The organism is Actinomyces haliotis, assembly GCF_015355765.1.
Lineage (GTDB): Bacteria > Actinomycetota > Actinomycetes > Actinomycetales > Actinomycetaceae > Actinomyces > Actinomyces haliotis.
This window is the reverse complement of record NZ_JACWNA010000013.1, coordinates 1-18177: the sequence shown is the minus strand read 5'-3', so window position 1 is coordinate 18177 and position 18177 is coordinate 1. Positions and strand designations below refer to the sequence as shown.

15 protein-coding genes, 1 tRNA gene and 2 pseudogenes are annotated in these 18177 nt (G+C 71.5%); 6 read left to right on the top strand and 12 right to left on the bottom strand.

Features of this window, described 5'->3' with window-relative positions; translation table 11 throughout:
• Positions 1–108: 108 nt before the first annotated feature.
• The 3 genes from pgi (at position 109) to IXW69_RS07175 (ending at position 3249) form a co-directional block, all read left to right on the top strand.
• Positions 109–1764 (top strand): glucose-6-phosphate isomerase, encoded by a 1656-nt coding sequence (gene pgi / locus IXW69_RS07185; RefSeq protein WP_194785673.1) that lies wholly within the window; start codon positions 109–111, stop codon positions 1762–1764.
• A 16-nt stretch (positions 1765–1780) separates the two neighbouring features.
• Entirely contained in the window at positions 1781–2983 is a 1203-nt protein-coding gene (gene moeB, locus IXW69_RS07180) for a molybdopterin-synthase adenylyltransferase MoeB (protein WP_194785672.1), read from the top strand.
• Positions 2984–3172: 189 nt separating this feature from the next.
• Positions 3173–3249, top strand: a tRNA-Pro gene (locus IXW69_RS07175).
• A 73-nt stretch (positions 3250–3322) separates the two neighbouring features.
• On the opposite strand, the gene IXW69_RS07170 is transcribed toward IXW69_RS07175, so the two are convergent.
• The 5 genes from IXW69_RS07170 to IXW69_RS07150 all read right to left on the bottom strand — a co-directional run bounded on the left by IXW69_RS07170 (position 3323) and on the right by IXW69_RS07150 (position 7937).
• On the bottom strand, positions 3323–3799 hold the full coding sequence (locus IXW69_RS07170; RefSeq protein WP_194785671.1) for a cupin domain-containing protein: 477 nt from the start codon (positions 3797–3799) through the stop codon (positions 3323–3325).
• 105 nt (positions 3800–3904) lie between these two features.
• Entirely contained in the window at positions 3905–4405 is a 501-nt protein-coding gene (locus tag IXW69_RS07165; protein ID WP_194785670.1) for an SRPBCC domain-containing protein, read from the bottom strand.
• Between the two features lie 192 nt (positions 4406–4597).
• On the bottom strand, positions 4598–5908 hold the full coding sequence (locus IXW69_RS07160) for an anaerobic C4-dicarboxylate transporter family protein (protein WP_194785669.1): 1311 nt from the start codon (positions 5906–5908) through the stop codon (positions 4598–4600).
• Between the two features lie 206 nt (positions 5909–6114).
• Entirely contained in the window at positions 6115–6699 is a 585-nt protein-coding gene (locus IXW69_RS07155; protein ID WP_194785734.1) for a DNA-3-methyladenine glycosylase I, read from the bottom strand.
• A 71-nt stretch (positions 6700–6770) separates the two neighbouring features.
• Positions 6771–7937, bottom strand: a complete 1167-nt coding sequence (locus IXW69_RS07150; protein WP_194785668.1) for a cytochrome P450 — start codon at positions 7935–7937, stop codon at positions 6771–6773.
• A gap of 131 nt (positions 7938–8068) precedes the next feature.
• Between IXW69_RS07150 and IXW69_RS11630 the strand changes: the two are divergent.
• From IXW69_RS11630 to IXW69_RS07130, 3 genes and pseudogenes are all read left to right on the top strand, one after another.
• A pseudogene (locus IXW69_RS11630) lies at positions 8069–9388 on the top strand (aryl-sulfate sulfotransferase).
• Between the two features lie 58 nt (positions 9389–9446).
• On the top strand, positions 9447–10313 hold the full coding sequence (locus IXW69_RS07135; protein ID WP_228525024.1) for an HAD family hydrolase: 867 nt from the start codon (positions 9447–9449) through the stop codon (positions 10311–10313).
• Positions 10314–10366: 53 nt separating this feature from the next.
• Positions 10367–11215, top strand: coding sequence for an aldo/keto reductase (locus IXW69_RS07130; protein ID WP_194785666.1), 849 nt, complete (start codon positions 10367–10369; stop codon positions 11213–11215).
• Positions 11216–11636: 421 nt separating this feature from the next.
• Here IXW69_RS07130 and IXW69_RS12050 read toward each other — a convergent pair.
• From IXW69_RS12050 to zwf, 7 genes and pseudogenes are all read right to left on the bottom strand, one after another.
• Positions 11637–11696 (bottom strand): annotated as a pseudogene (locus tag IXW69_RS12050) (hypothetical protein); the annotation flags it as partial.
• Positions 11697–11966: 270 nt separating this feature from the next.
• The gene (locus IXW69_RS07120; RefSeq protein WP_194785665.1) at positions 11967–12431 is read right to left on the bottom strand and encodes an RNA-binding S4 domain-containing protein; all 465 of its coding nucleotides are present in this window, start codon (positions 12429–12431) and stop codon (positions 11967–11969) included.
• Positions 12432–12452: 21 nt separating this feature from the next.
• Positions 12453–13415, bottom strand: coding sequence for an HNH endonuclease family protein (locus tag IXW69_RS07115; protein WP_323745225.1), 963 nt, complete (start codon positions 13413–13415; stop codon positions 12453–12455).
• Between the two features lie 20 nt (positions 13416–13435).
• On the bottom strand, positions 13436–14359 hold the full coding sequence (locus IXW69_RS07110; protein WP_194785663.1) for an aldo/keto reductase: 924 nt from the start codon (positions 14357–14359) through the stop codon (positions 13436–13438).
• 192 nt (positions 14360–14551) lie between these two features.
• Positions 14552–15418 carry a 6-phosphogluconolactonase gene (gene pgl / locus IXW69_RS07105; protein WP_323745224.1) on the bottom strand — a complete coding sequence of 289 codons (867 nt, stop codon included), beginning with the start codon at positions 15416–15418 and terminating at the stop codon, positions 14552–14554.
• Positions 15411–16415, bottom strand: coding sequence for a glucose-6-phosphate dehydrogenase assembly protein OpcA (locus IXW69_RS07100; RefSeq protein WP_194785662.1), 1005 nt, complete (start codon positions 16413–16415; stop codon positions 15411–15413). Before IXW69_RS07100 ends, pgl begins: the two co-directional genes overlap by 8 nt.
• Complete coding sequence (gene zwf, locus IXW69_RS07095; RefSeq protein WP_267240552.1) at positions 16412–17881, bottom strand: glucose-6-phosphate dehydrogenase; 1470 nt, start codon at positions 17879–17881, stop codon at positions 16412–16414. The genes IXW69_RS07100 and zwf overlap by 4 nt, the downstream gene beginning before the upstream one ends.
• Positions 17882–18177 lie beyond the last annotated feature (296 nt).

The following is an 18177-nucleotide window of genomic DNA, read 5'->3' as shown; positions in this document are numbered from 1 at the left end:
CGCCGGGGCGTCCTCCCAGGAGCCGGCGCCCGCTCGCTCCTGACGAACGCCCGGGGCCCGGGACCGACGGCGGTGGGCCTGGCCATTCCCTCGCCCTAGACTGGCGCCATGCTCAAGCCTGTTGACGCAACCACCACGCCCGCCTGGACGAAGCTCACCGCTCTCCACGACTCCTTCACCCCGGACCTGCGGGGCGCCTTCGAGACGGACCCGGAGCGCGCCCAGCGCTACGGCTTCGAGCTCGGCGACCTCTACGTCGACCTCTCCAAGAACTTCCTCACCGACGACGTCCGCGACGCCCTCGTCGAGCTGGCCGAGCAGGTCGACGTCCCCGGCCGCCGCGACGCCATGTTCGCCGGCGAGCACATCAACGTCACCGAGGACCGCGCTGTCCTCCACACCGCCCTGCGCCGTGCCGCGGGCGACTCGCTCACGGTGGACGGTCAGGACGTCGTCACCGACGTGCGCGAGACGCTGGACAAGGTCTACGACTTCGCGGAGCGCGTCCGCTCCGGCGAGTGGACCGGCGTCACCGGCAAGCGCATCGAGACGGTCGTCAACATCGGCATCGGCGGCTCCGACCTCGGCCCCGTCATGGTCTACGAGGCCCTCAAGTCCTACGTCCAGGAGGGCCTCGAGGCACGCTTCATCTCCAACATCGACCCCAACGACTGCGCGGAGAAGGTCAAGGACCTCGACCCGGAGACGACGCTGTTCATCATCGCGTCGAAGACCTTCACGACTCTCGAGACCCTCACCAACGCCCGCATGGCGCGCGACTGGTTCCTCGGCGCCCTCGAGGCCAAGGGGATCAGCACGGACGGCGCGATCGCCAAGCACTTTGTCGCCGTGTCGACCGCCCTGGACAAGGTCGAGGAGTTCGGCATCGACCCCGTCAACGCCTTCGGCTTCTGGAGCTGGGTCGGTGGTCGCTACTCCGTCGACTCCGCCGTCGGCACCGTCGTCGCGGTCGCGGTAGGGCCGGAGGCCTTCGAGGAGTTCCTCTCGGGCTTCCGCACCGTCGACGAGCACTTCGCGACGAAGGCTCCGGCGGAGAACGTCCCCATGCTCATGGGCCTGCTCAACGTCTGGTACCGAAACTTCTTCAAGGCCGCCACCCACGCCGTCCTGCCCTACGCCCAGTACCTCCACCGCTTCCCGGCCTACCTCCAGCAGCTCACGATGGAGTCCAACGGCAAGTCCGTGCGCTGGGACGGCACCCCCGTCACCACGGAGACCGGTGAGGTCTTCTGGGGTGAGCCCGGCACGAACGGCCAGCACGCCTTCTACCAGCTCATCCACCAGGGCACCCAGCTCATCCCCGCGGACTTCATCGGCATCGTGAACCCGGCCCACGCCACGAAGGACGGGGACACGGACGTCCACGAGCTCTTCCTCGCGAACTTCCTCGCCCAGACCGCGGCCCTCGCCTTCGGGAAGACCGCCGACGAGGTGCGCGCCGAGGGCACGCCCGAGGAGATCGTCCCGGCCCGTGTCTTCACCGGCAACAAGCCGACGACGTCCATCCTCGCCCCCGAGGTGAGCCCCAAGGTGGTCGGCGAGCTCATCGCCCTGTACGAGCACATCACCTTCACCGAGGGCATCGTGTGGGGCATCGACTCCTTCGACCAGTGGGGTGTCGAGCTCGGCAAGAAGCTCGCTCTCCAGATCGCCCCGGCGGTCATGGGGGACGAGGCTGCCCTCGAGGCGCAGGACTCCTCGACCCAGGCGCTCATCCGCCGCTACCGCGCCGAGCGCCACTGAGGCGGGCAGCGGTCGCATGACCAGCACGACCACCGCAGCCGGTCCCGGGAACTCGATCATCCCCGAGGGCCGGCTGCGGCCGCTCACCGACGCCGAGAAGCGTCGGTACTCGCGCAACGTCCTCGTCCCAGAGGTGGGAATGCGCGGCCAGCAGAGGATCCGCGCCGCGCGTGTCCTGCTCGTGGGCGCGGGCGCTCTCGGCTCGCCGGCGGCCCTCTACCTGGCAGCTGCTGGGGTCGGGCGCCTAGGGATCATCGACGACGACGCCGTCGACGTCTCCAACCTGCAGCGCCAGATCCTTCACACGACCGCTGGGCAGGGCCGGGCCAAGGTGGACTCAGCGCTGGAGCGGGTCGAGGCGCTCAACCCGGACGTCGAGGTCGTCGCGACGCGGGCCTCGGTCACGAGCGAGAACGCGCTCGAGCTGCTGGCCGGCTGGGACGTCGTCATCGACGGCACGGACAACTTCCCGACGCGGTACCTGCTCAACGACGCCTGCGTGAGGCTCGGCGTCCCGCTGGTCCACGGCGCCGTCTTCCGCTCCGACGGGCAGGTGACGGTCCTCGACGGGCGTCGAGGCCCGTGCTACCGCTGCATCCACCCCGTGCCACCGGAGCCCGGCGCGGTGCCCTCCTGCGCGGAGGGCGGCGTCCTCGGCGTCATGCCGGGCATCGTGGGCACCATGCAGGCTACGGAGGCGCTTAAGCTCATCATCGGTGGTGCGCGTCCGCTCATCGGGCGGATGCTCGTGCTCAACGCCTGGGACGCGCGTGGCGCTGAGCTGCCGGTCGCGAAGAACCCGAGCTGCCCCGTGTGCGGGGTGGATCCTGAGACCATCGAGCTCATCGACTACGACGCCTTCTGCGGCGTCCGACTGCCCGGTGCGCCGGGCGAGAAGGAGACTGATATGAACGAGATCACCGCGGAGCAGCTGCGCGCCCGCCTGGCCGCGGGGGAGAAGGTTGGCGAGGACTTCACGCTCCTCGACGTCCGCGAGCCCAACGAGGTCGAGCTCGACGCCATCGACGGCTCCCTGCGCATCCCGCTGGGCGAGGTCGCGCAGCACGTGGGAGAGTTGAACACCTCCAAGGAGACCATCGTCCACTGCGCCGCGGGAGTCCGCTCCGCGCGCGCGATCGCAGCGCTGGAGGACGCCGGGTACACGGGGCAGCTCACCAACCTGGAGGGCGGCATGAAGGCCTGGAACGCCAGCGCCTGATCCCTCTCCCGCCGGGATCGGGACGTCCTGCCCTGAGATCAGGAGGTCCCGATCCCGCCCCGGAACGGCTCGGCCTCCACCCGCGCACACGGTGCACGGTGATGGGCGTCACCGGGTCTCGATTTCGGGGCCGCGTGCGTCATGGGCTAAAGTTCTACACGTTCCGAGCGGACCTGGTCCGCGAGGCAACGGGCTGTGGCGCAGCTTGGTAGCGCACTTGACTGGGGGTCAAGGGGTCGTGGGTTCAAATCCCGCCAGCCCGACCAACGACTGAGGGGCTCATCCGGATACCGGATGAGCCCCTCGCTCGTGTCATGAGCCCTCTGCAGGACTCAGCGATCAGGCGTGCTTGTCGTCGGCGCCGTCGCCCGGCTGGACGGTCCACTCCGGTGGAGTGTCCTTGCCGGACTCCTCGTCCTTCTCCGCGTCCTCCGCAGTCGCCTGGACGATGCCCTTGGTGTGGTGCGTCGGGGCGTACACGGCGTAGACCTGCATCGGCTCGTCGCCGGTGTTGATGATGTCGTGCCACGTGCCGGCCGGGACCTGCACGGACCAGCCGTCGCTCACCTCCTGCTCGAAGGTGAGCTCGTCCTCGGCGGGGCCCATGACGCAGCGGCCCTTGCCGGCGTCGAGACGCAGGAACTGGTCGGTCTCCGGGTGGGCCTCGAGGCCGATCGAGGAGCCCACGGGGATCGACATGAGGGTCACCTGGAGGTACTTGCCGGTCCAGGCGGTGGTCCGGTAGTTCTCGTTCTCCTGGGTGGCCGTCTCGATGTCGAAGGCGTTCGGCTCGGGACCGTTGTCGACGATCTTCATGGTGTCTCCTTCCCGGGCGCCGCGGTCGGCGCCACTGGGACCACCCTAGGAGTCCTGACGGACTCCTGCCGTGCGAGCGGACCGATCGCCCGCCGCCCGGGGCGTCTACCGGTAGAAGCCCTCGCGCAGGTGGATGCCGTGCTCCATCAATGCCTTGAGGGCCGCGAGGAAGCCGGTCCACCCCATGGAGTTGCCGAAGGCAGCGTCCGCGTTCTCCTGCGAGAGGAACCAGCCGTCCTCGGAGATCGTCACCTTCGTGCGTGCGCCGTCGTCGACGGGCTCGAAGGTGAAGGTCACGCGGGTGCTCGCGGCTGCTTCTGCCGTCGTCGACTCCGCTGCGCCCCACTCGATGACGACGCGTCGGCCCGGCTGGGCCTCGACCGGCGTGACCCGAAAGCGGCGCGGGAAGTCGGCGAAGTCCCAAGAGACCGCGTTGCCCGGCTCCAGGCGCCCCTCGGCACCACCCGTCGTGAAGTAGCGCGAGATCTGCTCCGGGTCGACGGCGGCCTCGTAGACCTCGGCGCTCGGTCGGGACACGAAGCCGAAGACGGAGAACTGGAGGCGGTCCAGCGGCGCCTCGCCGGCGTCGTTCGCGTCGTCGCCCATACCCGGGTTCTACCACGGTCACGACGCTCCTGGCCCCACGCGCTGTTCTCGCGCCACTGGACCAGCCGGGGCCGGTGCAGGCGGTCGAGCCCCGGGCGGCGGTTCCGCACGGCTCCAGGCGGACATCCGGACACGACGGTGCCCCGGCCCTCACGCGAGGACCGGGGCACCGGGATCGGGTCTGCGCAGCGATCAGAGGATGATCGGAGCGAGCGCGAAGCCGAGCGCGATGCACACGATGATCGCGACGGTGCCAGGCAGGACGAAGGGGTGGGCGAAGACGTTCTTGCCCACGCGCGTCGAGCCGGTGTCGTCCATCTCCATGGCGGCGATGGTCGTCGGGTAGTTCGGCAGCAGGTAGTAGTTCGCGACCGCCGGGTAGGAGGCGACGAGCGCCGCGGCCGGGAGACCGAGCTTGACCATGAGCGGCATGAAGGCCGCCGTCGTCGCCGCGTGCGAGAACATGAGCGGCGCGGCGAAGTAGAAGAACACGGCCGCCAGCCAGGGCTGGGACTGCAGCGGACCGGACAGCGCGTTGGAGATCTGGTCCGTGTAATGGTTGACGAAGGTGTTGCCCAGCCACGCGAGGCCGATGATGCACACGGCTGCGGTCATGCCGGCGCGGTAGGTGTCCTGCTGGGGGATGGTGCCCATGGGCTTCTTGGCGACGAGGCAGATCACGGCGGCGGCGGTCATCATGATGATCATGATGGCGGCGGTGGAGCCCATCGGCGGGTTCTCCCAGATCCCCAGCTCCTTGGAGGAGACGGTGGCGTAGGCGACGGCGAGGACAAGGGCGACCACGAAGATCCACAGGCCGGCGATGGCGCCCTTCGGGGCGCTGTAGGTCGTGTCCGCCGCAGCGGAGGGCTTCACGAGGCCCTTGCTCATGCGCTCCTGGTAGACCGGGTCGTCCTTGAGCTCCTTGCCCTGGCGGGCTGCGACGACGGCGCCGACGGCGCAGCCGATGAAGGTCGTGGGGATGACGATGGCGAGGCACTGGAGGTAGCCGACGTGAAGCGGCTCGAGGGCGACGACGAGGGCGACCATGGCCGCCGAGATCGGTGAGGCGGCGACGCCGACCTGGGAGGCGACCACGGCGATGGACAGCGGTCGCGAGGGCCGGATGCCGTGCTCCTTGGCGACGTCCACGATGACGGGGATCACCGAGTACGCGGTGTGCCCGGTGCCGCACATCATCGACATGAGGAAGGTGACGAGCGGCGCGAGGTAGGTGATCTGGTTCGGGTGGTGACGCAGCAGGACCGAGGTGAGGTGGACGAGGTGGTCCATGGCACCGACGACCTGCAGGGCCGCGACCGTGCAGATGACAGCCATGATGATGCCGACGACGGACCAGGGGACGTCATCCGTGGTGACGGTGACGCCCGTGGCGGCCAGGACGAGGATGCCGGCGGCACCGGCCAGACCGATCCCGATGCCCCCGAAACGGGCACCGATGAAGATGAACAAGAGGACGACGAGGAGATGGAGCCAGATCACAGGGTGGATCCTTCACGTGGGGCGGGGACGTGGCACGTCCTGGGGAAGCACGTCGCGCTCGACCTCGAGCGGTTCTCGGACCGTGAGGGCGGGGAGCCGCAGGGGCGCGTTCGCGACGCCATACCAGTCTAGGGAACCGGCGCAGGGCGGATGACGGACCTTTGACACGCCTCATGAGCTGCTTCCCCGGGCCGCAGTCGCCCGGGTCACCAGATCCCGGACGAGCCGCGCCTGTGGGAGCCCAGGAGGTGGGTGTCGACGATCCCGAGCGCCTCCATGAGTGCGAAGGCCGTCGTCGGCCCGACGAAGCGGAAGCCGCGGCGCTTGAGGTCCTCGGCCATCGCCTCGGACTCGGGAGAGCGCGTCGGGACCTCAGAGGGAGTACGAGGCGCGGGCGTCCGCTCGGGCTGGTACGACCACACGAGACCTGCGAGGCCCCCGTCGACGTCGTCCGCCTCCCTGAGCCGGACCGTGGCCCGCGCGTTGGAGATCGTGGCGAGGATCTTCGCCCGGTTGCGCACGATGGCGGCGTCGCCCAGAAGGCGCTCGACGTCGTCCTCCCCGAACGCGGCCACGGCCTCGACGTCGAAGCCGACGAAGGCCTCGCGGAAGGCAGGGCGCTTGCGCAGGATCGTCGCCCATGACAGGCCCGACTGAAAGGCCTCGAGGCTGAGGCGCTCGAAGACACCCCGCTCGTCGCGCACGGGAAGACCCCACTCGGTGTCGTAGTACTCCCGCAGGAGCGGGTCCTTCGCCGCCCAGACGGGTCGGGCGAGCCCGTCATCCCCGATGACGAGGCCGGAGTCCGTCGAATGCGCCGGCCCCGTGGCGTCTGCCCCTTCAGCGCCGTGAGCCGACTGGCTCACTCCGCGCCGCCGTCGACCTCAGTGAGGAGGACGGGCAGGCGCTCCCAGCCCCCGAGCGGCCACTGCGCACGAGCCGCCTCGCCCGAGGCGCGCGAGACTCGGAACTGGGCGAGCAGCGCGCGCACGAGAACACGCAGCTCGAGGGTCGCGAGCGGCCGCCCCGGGCACACGTGCACGCCGGTGCCGTAGACGAGGTTGTCCGCGGCGTGGCCCTCCGGGTCGTAGGAGTCGGGGTCGCCGAAGACCTCGGGGTCGCGGTTCGCACTGGTCCAGTCGATGACGACCTGTGTGCCGGCCTCCAGGTCGCGCCCCGCCACGTGCACGGGGCACGTGGTGACGCGGCGGTTCGAGGTGAAGGGATCGTCGATCCGCAGGACCTCGTCGACGGCGCGGTCGAGGGCGGTGTCCGAGAGCCCCGGCCACAGCTCCTGGTGCTCCGGGTGCTCGACGAGCCAGTGGAGCAGCACGCCGGTGCACAGGGCGAGGGACCCGAGGTCACCACCGGTCCAGTTGCGCAGGATGGAGACGAGCTCCTCCTCGCTCAGCGGCTCCCCGTCGCCCTTGGTGACGAGCGTGAGCGCATGGGTGACGTCCTCCGGCCCCTGGGACCCGCGGTGCTCCGCGACCAGGCCGCGCATGATGCGGTCGAACCACTCGGCGACCTCGCGCGTGCGGGCGAGCTCGCCGGAGCGCGTCGCCTCGTGGTTCGCGTCCATCCAGGAGATGAGCTCCTCCTCCACGTCCGAGCGCCACCCGAGCCAGGTCGACTGGGCGCGCACCGCGTAGACGGAGCCGATCTCGCGCACGGACCAGATCGGCGAGCCCGGCACGAGGGACTCGACGAGGGAGTCGGCCACGTTCTCGAGGCGAGGCTTGAGACGCCCCATCGCCTCGGGGGAGAAGAAGGGATCGAGCAGAGCCCGCATCTCACGGTGCTCCTCACCGTCCAGACCGTTGGGAACCTGGAGGAAGCGGGAGACGTGGTTGGAGAAGGTGGCGGCGTCCTGGGCGACCCGCACGGCCTCGGCGTGCGAGCGCACCAGAGGACGGCCGTGCGGGTCAGTGGTGTCCACCGCGGCGCGGTCCGCGTCGTGGGGGAGCTCGGCGGCGGGCGCGCCGGCGGAGGTGGCGTGGTGGACGAGGCAGCGGCTCGGCTCGGTCATGCGGCGATTCTCTCAGACGAGCGTCACGCGCTGGTGACCGCAGCCGCTCGCGTGCAGCAGACGGCACAGCGCGAGCGCAGGGCCCTTGCCTAAGTTGTCAGGACACAGCCGCCTCGCAGGAGGAGCCCTTCATGACGCCCACCAGCCTCAACCGTCGCAGCGCCCTCGTCGGCGCCGGAGCCGCCCTCGTCGCCGGTGCCGGGGGAGTGCTCATCGGACGGTCCACGGCGGGCGACGACGCAATCACCACGAGCGCGGCCGCCTCAGCGACCGGCACCACGAGCTCATCCGCCGGCACGAGCGCCAACCAGTCGATCTTCGGCACCTCCACCGCGAGCCCCGCGCGCACCCGGACCCAGCTCACCGACGGGCTCTTCGTCCTCTCGGGGATCATTGGCTACGGCCAGGCGACGGTCCTCGTCGGCAATGACGGGACCCAACGGGGCGAGATCGTCACGACGGCGCAGACCGCCGCGCAGGTGCCGATCCCCGTCGGCGGGCGCATCCTCACCACCGTCGGCCCCTCGGCCCTCGGCGTCATCCAGCCCACCGGGTTCCTCTGGCGCATCATCGACCTCGGCAGGTACACCGTCCACCACGACGTCCACGCCGTCGGGGACACCGCGTACGTGCTCGCCACGGACTCCTCGTCGGACCGCACCACCGTCCAGGACGTCGTCCTCGTCGTCGACGTGCCGACAGGCGAGATCACCCGCGTCATCGACATGACCAAGGTGCTGCCCAAGTACCTCGAGACCACCCACGCGCGCGAGGGCCAGGACAAGAACGACTGGCTCCACCTCAACTCCGTCGACGTCGTCGACGACACCGTCTACCTCTCGTCCCGCGAGACCTCGACGATCATCGCCCTCGACGGTGCGACAGGCGCCGGCACCGGCACGCCCACCATCCGCTACCTCATCGGTGCCTCCAACATCTGAGAGGGCACGGGCTACGAGTCGAAGTTCCTCACCAAGACGACGAACTTCTCCGAGAACGCCGGCCAGCACTCGCTGCAACGCCTCGACGCCCCGAGCCTCGCCGATGGCCAGTACTACCTCGAGATGTTCAACAACAACCTCTGGTACATGGGCACCCGCGACGACGTCTCCACGATGGGGCCGGCCAAGGCCTCCACCTCCGAGACGACGGGCGCGAGCGAGATTCTGCGCTACCTCGTTGACGAGAACGAGGGAACGGTCGCCGAGGCCGCACGCGTCGACGTCCCGTACTCCTCGGTCATGTCCGACGCCCTGCGCATCCGCAGCGACGACGAGCGCGACACCGACGACGGCACGCTCTCGGACCACCTCGTCGTGTGCTCGGCGAAGGCCCGCGTCTTCTCGGAGCGGACCTCAGCCGGGGAGGTGATCGCCCAGTACCGCGCCGACTCGCCCACCGGCGTCTACCGCGTGTACAAGGACTCCTTCACCGGCTACTGGTACGAGTGAGGTCCCTCCCGACGAGCCCGGAAACGGCGGAGCAGCGGCCGTCTGAGAGGATGGGAGCATGACGGACACCCCCTACGCCCCGGCCGAGCCGACCCCCTTCTCCCAGTACGAGCCCGCCGATCTCCGACTCGTCATCGCGGACATGGACGGGACGCTGCTCGACGGCGAGGGCCGCGTCCCCGCCGACCTGCCCGAGGCCGTGGCCCGGTGGCGCGACGCCGGCGTGCTCCTCGCCCCGGCCTCGGGCCGCCAGCTCGCGAACCTGCGCAGCACCCTCGGCCACGTCCTCGACGACGGCCCCGTCATCGCCGAGAACGGCACCTTCGTCGTCGTCGGGGACGAGGAGATCCACTCCGACACGATCAGCCGTGACGAGGCGGTCGCAGCCGTCGAGGTGACGCGGCGCCTCGCGGGGGCGAGCCTCGACGTCGGTGCCGTCGTCGCCTGCAAGCGCTGCGCCTACGTCGACCGCGGTGACGAGCGCTTCGTCGACGAGTGCGTCCGGTACTACACGGCCCTCGAGGTCGTCGACGACCTCCTCGCGCTCCCGCTCGACGACGTGCTCAAGGTCGCCGTGTACGACTTCGGGGACATCGAGCGCGAGGCCGCCGCGGACCTGCGGACCGCCGTCCCCGCCGTCCAGACCGTCGTCTCCGGCGCTCACTGGACCGACATGATGCCGTCGGCCGCGTCGAAGGGCCGGGCCCTGGACGCCATCCAGCGACGGCTCGGCGTCACGCCCGAGCAGACCGCCGTCTTCGGCGACTACCTCAACGACCGCGACCTCTACGCCTTCTCGGGGCCGTCCTTCGCCATGGCGAATGCGCACCCCGAGATTCGGGAGCTCGCCCGCTACGTGGCGCCGGCCAACACGGAGAACGGCGTCATCCGGGCCGTCGACGCGCTCCTCGAGGCCCGCGGCTAGGGGCTGAGCGGCTCGGTGAGCAGCCGCAGACGGCTCCGCGTACGGTGGTCGGCATGAGCACGCAGCAGGACACGACCAGCACGTACACGCTCCCCGCAGTCGGATTCGGCACCTACACGCTCCGTGGCGAGTCCGGGGCGGAGGCGGTCCGCTCCGCCATCGAGAACGGCTACCGCCTCATCGACTCGGCCTTCTCCTACGAGAACGAGGCGAGCGTCGCCCTCGGCGTCGCCCGCGCCGTCGACGCCGGCCTCGCCGCCCGCGCCGAGCTCACCATCACCTCGAAGGTCCCGGGCCGTCACTTCGGCTACGACGAGGCGCTGGCCGCCGTCGAGGAGTCCGCCGCCCGCATGGCGCCGATCGGCCCGATCGACCTCTACCTCATCCACTGGCCCAACCCCCGGCTCGACAAGTACGTCGACACCTGGCGGGCGCTCATCGAGGCGCGCGAGCGCGGCCTCGTGCGCGCCATCGGCGTCTCGAACTTCCTCCCCGAGCACCTCGACCGCCTCGAGCGGGAGACCGGCGTGCTCCCGGTCGTCAACCAGATCGAGTCGCACCCGCGATTCCCGAACACGGAGCAGGTTGCCGCTGACGCGGACCGCGGGATCCTCACCGAGGCGTGGAGCCCCATCGGCCGCAGCTCGGACCTCCTGCAGGACCCCGTCATCGCCGGGATCGCCGAGGCGCACGGCATCAGCCCGGCGCAGGCCGTGCTCGCGTGGCACGTCTCGCGGGGCGTCACCCCGATCCCGAAGTCCTCGACGCCGGCGCGTCAGGTCGAGAACCTCGCCTCGGCGCAGATCCTTCTCGACGCCGCGGAGATCGAGGCGATCACGGCCCTCGGGCGTCCCGACGGACGCCTCGCCGACCAGGACCCGGCGACCTACGAGGAGCTGTGAGCGCCTGACCCGCCGGCTCTGAGGGCAAGCGCCAGCGCGTCGACACCGCACTCCCGGAAGGCGCGCATCCGGGCCGCCCACGTGCAGTAGTCGGCGCCGTGGTACATCCCCGGCTCGATGCGCACGTCGACCCGTGCCCCCCGCTTCGCGCAGGCGGTCCGCGTAGGCGAGGTCCTCGTCGAGGAAGAGGTCGAGGTCGCCGCCCCCGATCCACCCGTCCGGGAGACCCGAGAGGTCCTGCGTGCGGGCCGGGCCCCCGGCCGCGACGCGGGCGGGGTCGACTCCGAGCTCGTCGGCGTGCTCGTGCAGCCAGGTGAGGACGGTGAGGCAGTCGTCCAGCGCCGCCGGATGGGGGTGCTGCGGCGCGCAGCCGGTACTCCACGCTGAGGGCGAGCCCGCCGGTGCGGCAGGCGATGAGGGTGCACAGGCCGTGCTCCTGGGCTGGGTCGCCGCCGACGTAGCCGCCGCCGTGGACCCACACGACGGCTGGTCTGAGCTGTCCTGACGTGGTCCGCGGATGCTCGCCCTGCTCCTGATCGTGGAGCCACGCGGGCACCTCGCGGCCACCGGAGCGGACGAGCAGAGGTGCCCGCAGGCCGGGTCGCACGCGCTGGAGGGACTCCCCGAGGTCCCGTCGGCGGGCCGCAGCGCCGACGGCGCCCACCGCTCCGACGGCCGCGAGGGCGGCCAGCGCGACGCTACCTGCGTTGGTGCGGGGGGATCCTGGTCATCGTGCCTCCTGCGGGCTCGTTCAGTCCTCGTCGAGAAGGTGCTCGATGTCGAGGGGCTCGCCGAGGCCGCCGCGCAGGGCATCGAGCTGGCGGCGCTCCTTCTTCGTGGGACGGCCGGCTCCGCGGTCGCGGATGATCGCGGCCGGGGCGTCGAGCGGCGAGGGCCGCGGTGCGGACAGGTCGGTGTAGGCGGTGCGCGCGACCGGCGCGCCCACCCGCTTGACGAGGATCCGCCTGACGATGAGGAGCCGGTCGAAGCCGTCGACGCGGTAACGGACCTCGTCACCGATGGTGACCTGCTGGGCCGGCTTGGCCGCGTCCCCGTTGACGCGGACGTGGCCCGCGCGGCACGCGGTCGTCGCGGCGGAGCGGGACTTGCACTGGCGCACCGCCCAGAGCCAGACGTCGACCCTGACCGACGTCGGCCCACCGGTCTCGAGGGCCGCCTGAATCGCCTCGGCGCGCGCCGTCTCCTTGCTCACCATGACGTCACCATGCCCGAGATCCTAGCGGCGGCGCCGCGCACGGCGGGCGCGGGCGAGGAGCCCGGCGCCGATGAGGAGGAGCCCTGCGACGAGCGCCGCCGTGTAAGCGTGCCGGTGAAGGAGGACCCGAGTGGACTGCTCGATGACCGGGCCGGTGCGGTCGAGGACGCTCGGAGCCCCGTCGCCGCCGGCGGCGCAGGAGCGCAGCGTCGTCGCCAGGGCGTCGTGGTCGGCCTGCGGCATCCCGAGCCGGTAGGCGGCCAGGACGCTCACGAAGCGCTCGGCGTAGGCGCACCGCTCGTCGGTGTCCGGCGGCCACCAGCCCTCGCCCGCGGCGGTGTCCCAGGAGCCGGTCTTGGTGGACCCGACGGGGCAGGTGGCCGGTCCGCAGGCGCCCTTGCCCTGGTTGGCCTCGCCGTCGACGGCGATGAGGTTGAGCGGGTCGTTGGCGACGAGGAGACGGGTGCGCTCGTCCCACGCCCAGGCGCCGTGGGCGTAGAGGTAGTTGAGCGGGACCACGTGGTCGATCTGGACCTCCGCGGAGGTGTCCTTGCCTCGTGTGAACGGGATCGTGCTGCCCGTGTAGGGATCGTGGAGGGTGCCCGCGTAGACCGTGGCGTCGGGGCAGGAGGTGACGCCCTGGCCACGGCCCTGCGTGAGGGGCTGGACGCCGTCCGCACGGGAGTAGTCGGCGTCGACGAGGTCTCGTCGGAGGATCTCGTTCCGGGTGTCGCAGCCGTCGCCGTCGACGTCCTCCCAGGCCTCGCCGAACCATCCCGTCCGGGACCCGCCCTCTCCCCACGACACGGCCGCCGGGGAGTCGGCGGGGAGGGCGTCGAGCGCCGACAGCGCCTGCGCGGCGGAGAGCACGGCGGTGCCCCGCTGGTCCCAGCGCACCGAGGCGGCCCCGGCGCTCGGGGGCGGAGTCGAGGTCCCGACCGCAGCGAGGAGCGCGAGGACGACCGCACCGGCACCCCGTTGCACGACCCCGCAGCCGGCCGGCCTCACGGGACGATGTGCCCCGCGGTCCGGAAGACCTCGTACCACTGCTCCCGGGTGAGCGGCAGCTCCGAGCCGGCCGCGCAGGCGCGGACGCGCTCGATCCGCGTCGTCCCGAGGACGACCTGCATGCGGGCCGGGTGACGCGTGATCCACGCCGTCGCGATCGCCTCCGGCTCGACGCTGTACTCGCCCGCGAGGCGGCCGATGACGTCATTGAGCTCGGCGTAGCGCTCACGGTCCCCGAGGAACGGGCCCGACCAACCAGGCGCCTGGAACGGTGACCACGCCTGGACGGTGGTGCCCGTGAGCCGGCAGTAGTCGAGCACCTCGCCGGTCCGGGAGGTGGCCTGGTCCTCGAACATGTTGAGCGCGACGCCCTCGGCGATCATCGGCGCGTGCGCGACGGAGAGCTGGAGCTGGTCGGCGACGAGCGGCTGCTTCACCGTGGCGCGAAGCAGCTCCATCTGGCCGCGGGTGTGGTTGGAGACGCCGAAGTGACGGACCTTGCCCGACTCCGCGAGACGGTCGAAGGCCTCGGCGACCTCCTCGGGCTCGACGAGGGCGTCCGGACGGTGCAGGAGGAGGACGTCGAGGTAGTCGGTCCGCAGGGCGGCCAGCGTTCCGTCCACCGCCTCGAGGACGTGCGCGGCGGAGAAGTCGAACCAGCCGTCCCGGATGCCGCACTTGGACTGGATGACTACCTGCTCGCGCTCCTCGGCGGACCAGTCGAGCGCCGTGCCGAAGCGCTCCTCGCAGGCGTGGTCACCGCCGTAGATGTCCGCGTGGTCGAACATGGTGATCCCGGCCTCGAGGTCCGCGTCGACGAGGGCGCGGATCTCCGCGTCGGACATGTCGTTGATGCGCATGCACCCCTGGACGACGTTGGGGACGGTGAGGTCGGAGGTGCCGAGCGGCTGAAGTCTCATGGGAGCAGGCTAGGCCGCGCCGACGACACCGACCCGGCCCGCATACGGCGAGCCCCCCAGCGGCACGATCGACCCGCTCATCGGGTTCCCTGTGGTGCCCGGTGAGCCGGGCACCACGGAGCGGCCTGCACGACCGCGGCTCCACCGGTCGTCGCCGGGGTGCTCACGACCCACCTGACGAGGTCGTGGACCTTAGGAGGCGGCAGCGCCGTCGACCTCGCCGGGCGCGCCGGCAGCAGCGGCCTCATCGAGGTAGAAGCTGGTGACAGCGCCTCGTGCGCACGAGGCCGGCGCAGCCACGGGGTCGGCCTCACCGAGGGCCTTCGCGACGGCGTCGACCTTCCCGGCACCGCCGGCGACGACCATGACGCAGCGGGCGCGCTGCAGCACCTCGAAGGTCAGCGAGACGCGCCGCGGAGGCGGCTTGGGGGAGTCCTCGACGGCGACGACGTCGGTGCCGAGCGCGAGCGCCGCCGGGTGACCGGGGAAGAGGGAGCAGACGTGCGCGTCCGGCCCCATGCCGAGGTGGACCACGTCGAGGGCCCCGTCCTCCGGACCCTCCGTCCGCAGCTCCTCCGCGAGGCGCCGCGCGGACTCCTCGAGGGTGGAGGCGAGGTCCGGTCCCGCGACGCGGTGGACGTTGGCCTCGGGGACGCCGGCCGCCGTGAACGGGGCGACGAGGATGTCGTTGCGCTCGGGGTCTCCCGCGGGCACGTAGCGCTCGTCACCGAACCAGAGGTGGAGTGAGGCGAGCCCGTCACGGCTGACGCCGGCCTCGGCGAGAGCGTCGGGCAGCACCCCGGCGAGGGCCTCCCCGCCGGATCCGCCGGTGAGGGCCACGTGGGCGGCACCGCGCTCGCTGATGGCCGCGGCGACGAGCCGGGCAGTCTCCGCGGCGGCCTCCTGGGCGGCGGCGACGAGCTCGGCGCTCACGCGCAGGACCGCGGGGGCCTGGGCCCGGGCGCCGGCGGCGATGACGTCGGCGGCGCCGCTGGGCGGCTCCTGCACCGGGCCAGCCGGGCGCTGGTCAGCAGGCATCGGGTCCGTCGTCTCAGCCACGCGCACCGCTCCTGTCCTGGATCTGGGAGCCGGCGGGCCCGTGGTGGTCCTTCGCGAAAGCCGCGAGGACCTCGGCGTAGACAGGGTCGGGCGCGAGGCGGCGCAGCTCCTCGCTCATGATGGCGACGAGCGCGCGGCGCGCCATCGTCACGACCTGCGGGGCGGCGGGCCCCGGCTGCGTGATGACGACGCGGCTCGCGTCCTTGCGGGTGATCTCCACCGTGCCGTCCTCCGTGGTCGCGGTGATGGAGGAGATGCCGACGGAGTCGGCGACGTCGCGGCGCCCTACGGGGATGCCGAGGCGAAGGGCCAGCCAGCGGATCATGAGCGAGAGCGAGGCGTTGCCGGGCTCGCCGGCGACGAGGATCTCCTTGACCTCGTGCTCGCGCAGGACGGCGTCAAGGGTCGAGGCGACCGTCGCCCGCCACAGGGTGATGCGGGTCCAGGCCAGGTCGATGTCTCCGGGCTCGTAGACGGGGGCGAGGGCGGCGAGGGCCTCGGCAGGGTCGGGCTGCGAGGGCGTGTTGGTGACGCGCGCCGTCGCGAGCCGGCCGATCGGCGAGTCGAAGGGGTTCGCCGGGGGCTGGCCCGGCCACCACGCGACGACGGGGACGTCCGGCAGGAGGAAAGGCACGACGAGCGTGTCCGTGTGCTCCGCGGCCTGGCCCCAGGGGCGCAGGACGATGGTCTCGCCGGCCCCGGCGTCGTGCCCGACGCGGATCTCCGCGTCGAGGTGCCCGGCGGAGTCGGCAGGGGCGTGCCCGTCGCGGGAGCGGGCCCCGACGGCGGTCTCGTCGGCGGGCGGGTTGACGACGGCGACGACGCGGCAGGGGTGGTCGCGGCTTGCGCCGTGCGCCGCCTCGAGAGCGTCCTCGAGGCCATCGGCGTCGGTGGAGACCAGGAGCGTCAGGACCCGGTTCCGGCCCGCTGCGGCGCCCTGGTCGATGAGCTCGGAGACGATGCGGTCGGTGGTCGTGGCGGACAGCGTGGTGATCATGAGCGCCTCCAGGTGCGCGAGTCGCGGGCGAGGAGCTCGTCGGCGCCGGCGGGCCCCCACGAGCCGGGACGGTAGCCCTCAGGAGCGCCCGAGGCGGCCCAGTGCTCGATGACGGGATCGAGGATCCGCCAGGAGAGGTCCACCTCGCGCTGGTGCGGGAAGAGCGGGGCGTCGCCGAGGAGCGCGTCGAGGATGAGGCGCTCGTAGGCCTCGGGCGACTCGTCGTTGAAGGAGGCGCCGTAGCCGAAGTCCATGGTGACGTCGCGCAGCTCCATGTGCGTGCCCGGGACCTTGGACGCCAGGCGCATCGTGATGCCCTCGTCCGGCTGGATGCGCAGGACGATGGCGTTCGCGCCGACGCCCGCGGTCGCGGCGTCGTCGAAGGGGAGGAAGGGCGGCTGCTTGAACACGACCGCCACCTCGGTGACACGGCGGGCCAGCCGCTTCCCGGCACGGAGGTAGAAGGGGACGCCCGCCCAGCGGCGGTTGGCGATCTCGAGGCGGATCGCGGCGAAGGTCTCCGTCGCCGAGCCGTCGGGGACGCCGTCCTCCTCGAGGTACGCCTTGACGGGGACGCCGCCCTGGAACCCGGCGTCGTACCGTCCGCGGGCCGTCGTCGCGTCGAGGTCGAGGACGCCGTCGCGCTCGAGGGTGACGGCCGCGAGGACCTTCTCCTTCTCCGCGCGCACGGCGGCCGCGTCCATGCTCGTCGGCTCCTCCATAGCGGTGAGCGCGAGGAGCTGGAGCAGGTGGTTCTGGATGACGTCGCGGGCGGCGCCGATCGTGTCGTAGTAGCCGGCGCGCGTCCCGATGCCGATGTCCTCGGCCATCGTGATCTGGACGTGGTCGACGTAGCCCTGGTTCCACAGGGGCTCGAACATCGTGTTCGCGAAGCGCAGCGCGAGGATGTTCTGGACGGTCTCCTTGCCGAGGTAGTGGTCGACGCGGAAGACGTCGTCGGGCCGGACGATCCGCCCGACGAGCTCGTCGAGCTCCCTGGCGGACTCGCGGTCGTGGCCGAAGGGCTTCTCGATGACGACGCGGCGCCACGAGCCCTCCTGCTCGTCCACGAGCCCGGAGTTCGCGACGCGCTCGGTGACGGCCGGGAAGTAGGACGGCGGGATGGAGAGGTAGAAGGCGCGGTTGCCCTTCGTGCCGCGGGTGGCGTCGAGCTCCGCGACGACGTCGGTGAGGCGGGAGTAGGCCTCATCGTCCTCGAAGTCGGAGAAGGTCACGAAGCGCATGCCGGCGGCGAGCTGCTCCCAGATCGCCGGGCTCCACTCGGTGCGGGCGCCCTCGCGGGCCGACTTCTCGACGTACTCGCGCACGTCGTCGTCGGACCAGTCGCGGCGACCGACGCCCACGAGGGAGAACGCGGGGGAGAGGAGGCCGCGGTTGGCCAGGTCGTAGATGGCCGGCAGGAGCTTGTGCCTGGCGAGGTCGCCGGTGATGCCGAACATCACCATGACGCAGGGGTCCGCGATGCGCGGCAGGCGCTGGTCGCGGGAGTCCAGGAGCGGGTTGTCCTGGACGTCCTGCGGCACGGCGGAGCGCGTGACGGGCGAGTCTGGGGTGTCCACGTGAGCCTTCCTCAGGGCGGGACGCTCCGGAACCGGAGCGCGGTGCCACTCTAGGTGTTGGTGGCAGACAGGTTGGTGACACTGGGAAGGGTTGACGTAGTGGGGAGGACCCCCGTTGGGTGTGGCTTGTCGACGGTCACACCAACTCAAACGGAGGTCCTCGTGACTCACTCTAATGCGCG

Excerpts from the sequence above, each read along its gene's own strand:
- pgi (WP_194785673.1), top strand. The coding sequence starts at position 109 with ATGCTCAAGCCTGTTGACGCAACCACCACGCCCGCCTGGACGAAGCTC.
- moeB (WP_194785672.1), top strand. The coding sequence starts at position 1,781 with ATGACCAGCACGACCACCGCAGCCGGTCCCGGGAACTCGATCATCCCC.
- IXW69_RS07170 (WP_194785671.1), bottom strand. The coding sequence starts at position 3,799 with ATGAAGATCGTCGACAACGGTCCCGAGCCGAACGCCTTCGACATCGAG.
- IXW69_RS07165 (WP_194785670.1), bottom strand. The coding sequence starts at position 4,405 with ATGGGCGACGACGCGAACGACGCCGGCGAGGCGCCGCTGGACCGCCTC.
- IXW69_RS07150 (WP_194785668.1), bottom strand. The coding sequence starts at position 7,937 with ATGACCGAGCCGAGCCGCTGCCTCGTCCACCACGCCACCTCCGCCGGC.
- IXW69_RS07135 (WP_228525024.1), top strand. The coding sequence starts at position 9,447 with ATGACGGACACCCCCTACGCCCCGGCCGAGCCGACCCCCTTCTCCCAG.
- IXW69_RS07130 (WP_194785666.1), top strand. The coding sequence starts at position 10,367 with ATGAGCACGCAGCAGGACACGACCAGCACGTACACGCTCCCCGCAGTC.
- IXW69_RS07120 (WP_194785665.1), bottom strand. The coding sequence starts at position 12,431 with ATGGTGAGCAAGGAGACGGCGCGCGCCGAGGCGATTCAGGCGGCCCTC.
- IXW69_RS07110 (WP_194785663.1), bottom strand. The coding sequence starts at position 14,359 with ATGAGACTTCAGCCGCTCGGCACCTCCGACCTCACCGTCCCCAACGTC.
- IXW69_RS07100 (WP_194785662.1), bottom strand. The coding sequence starts at position 16,415 with ATGATCACCACGCTGTCCGCCACGACCACCGACCGCATCGTCTCCGAG.
- zwf (WP_267240552.1), bottom strand. The coding sequence starts at position 17,881 with ATGGTGATGTTCGGCATCACCGGCGACCTCGCCAGGCACAAGCTCCTG.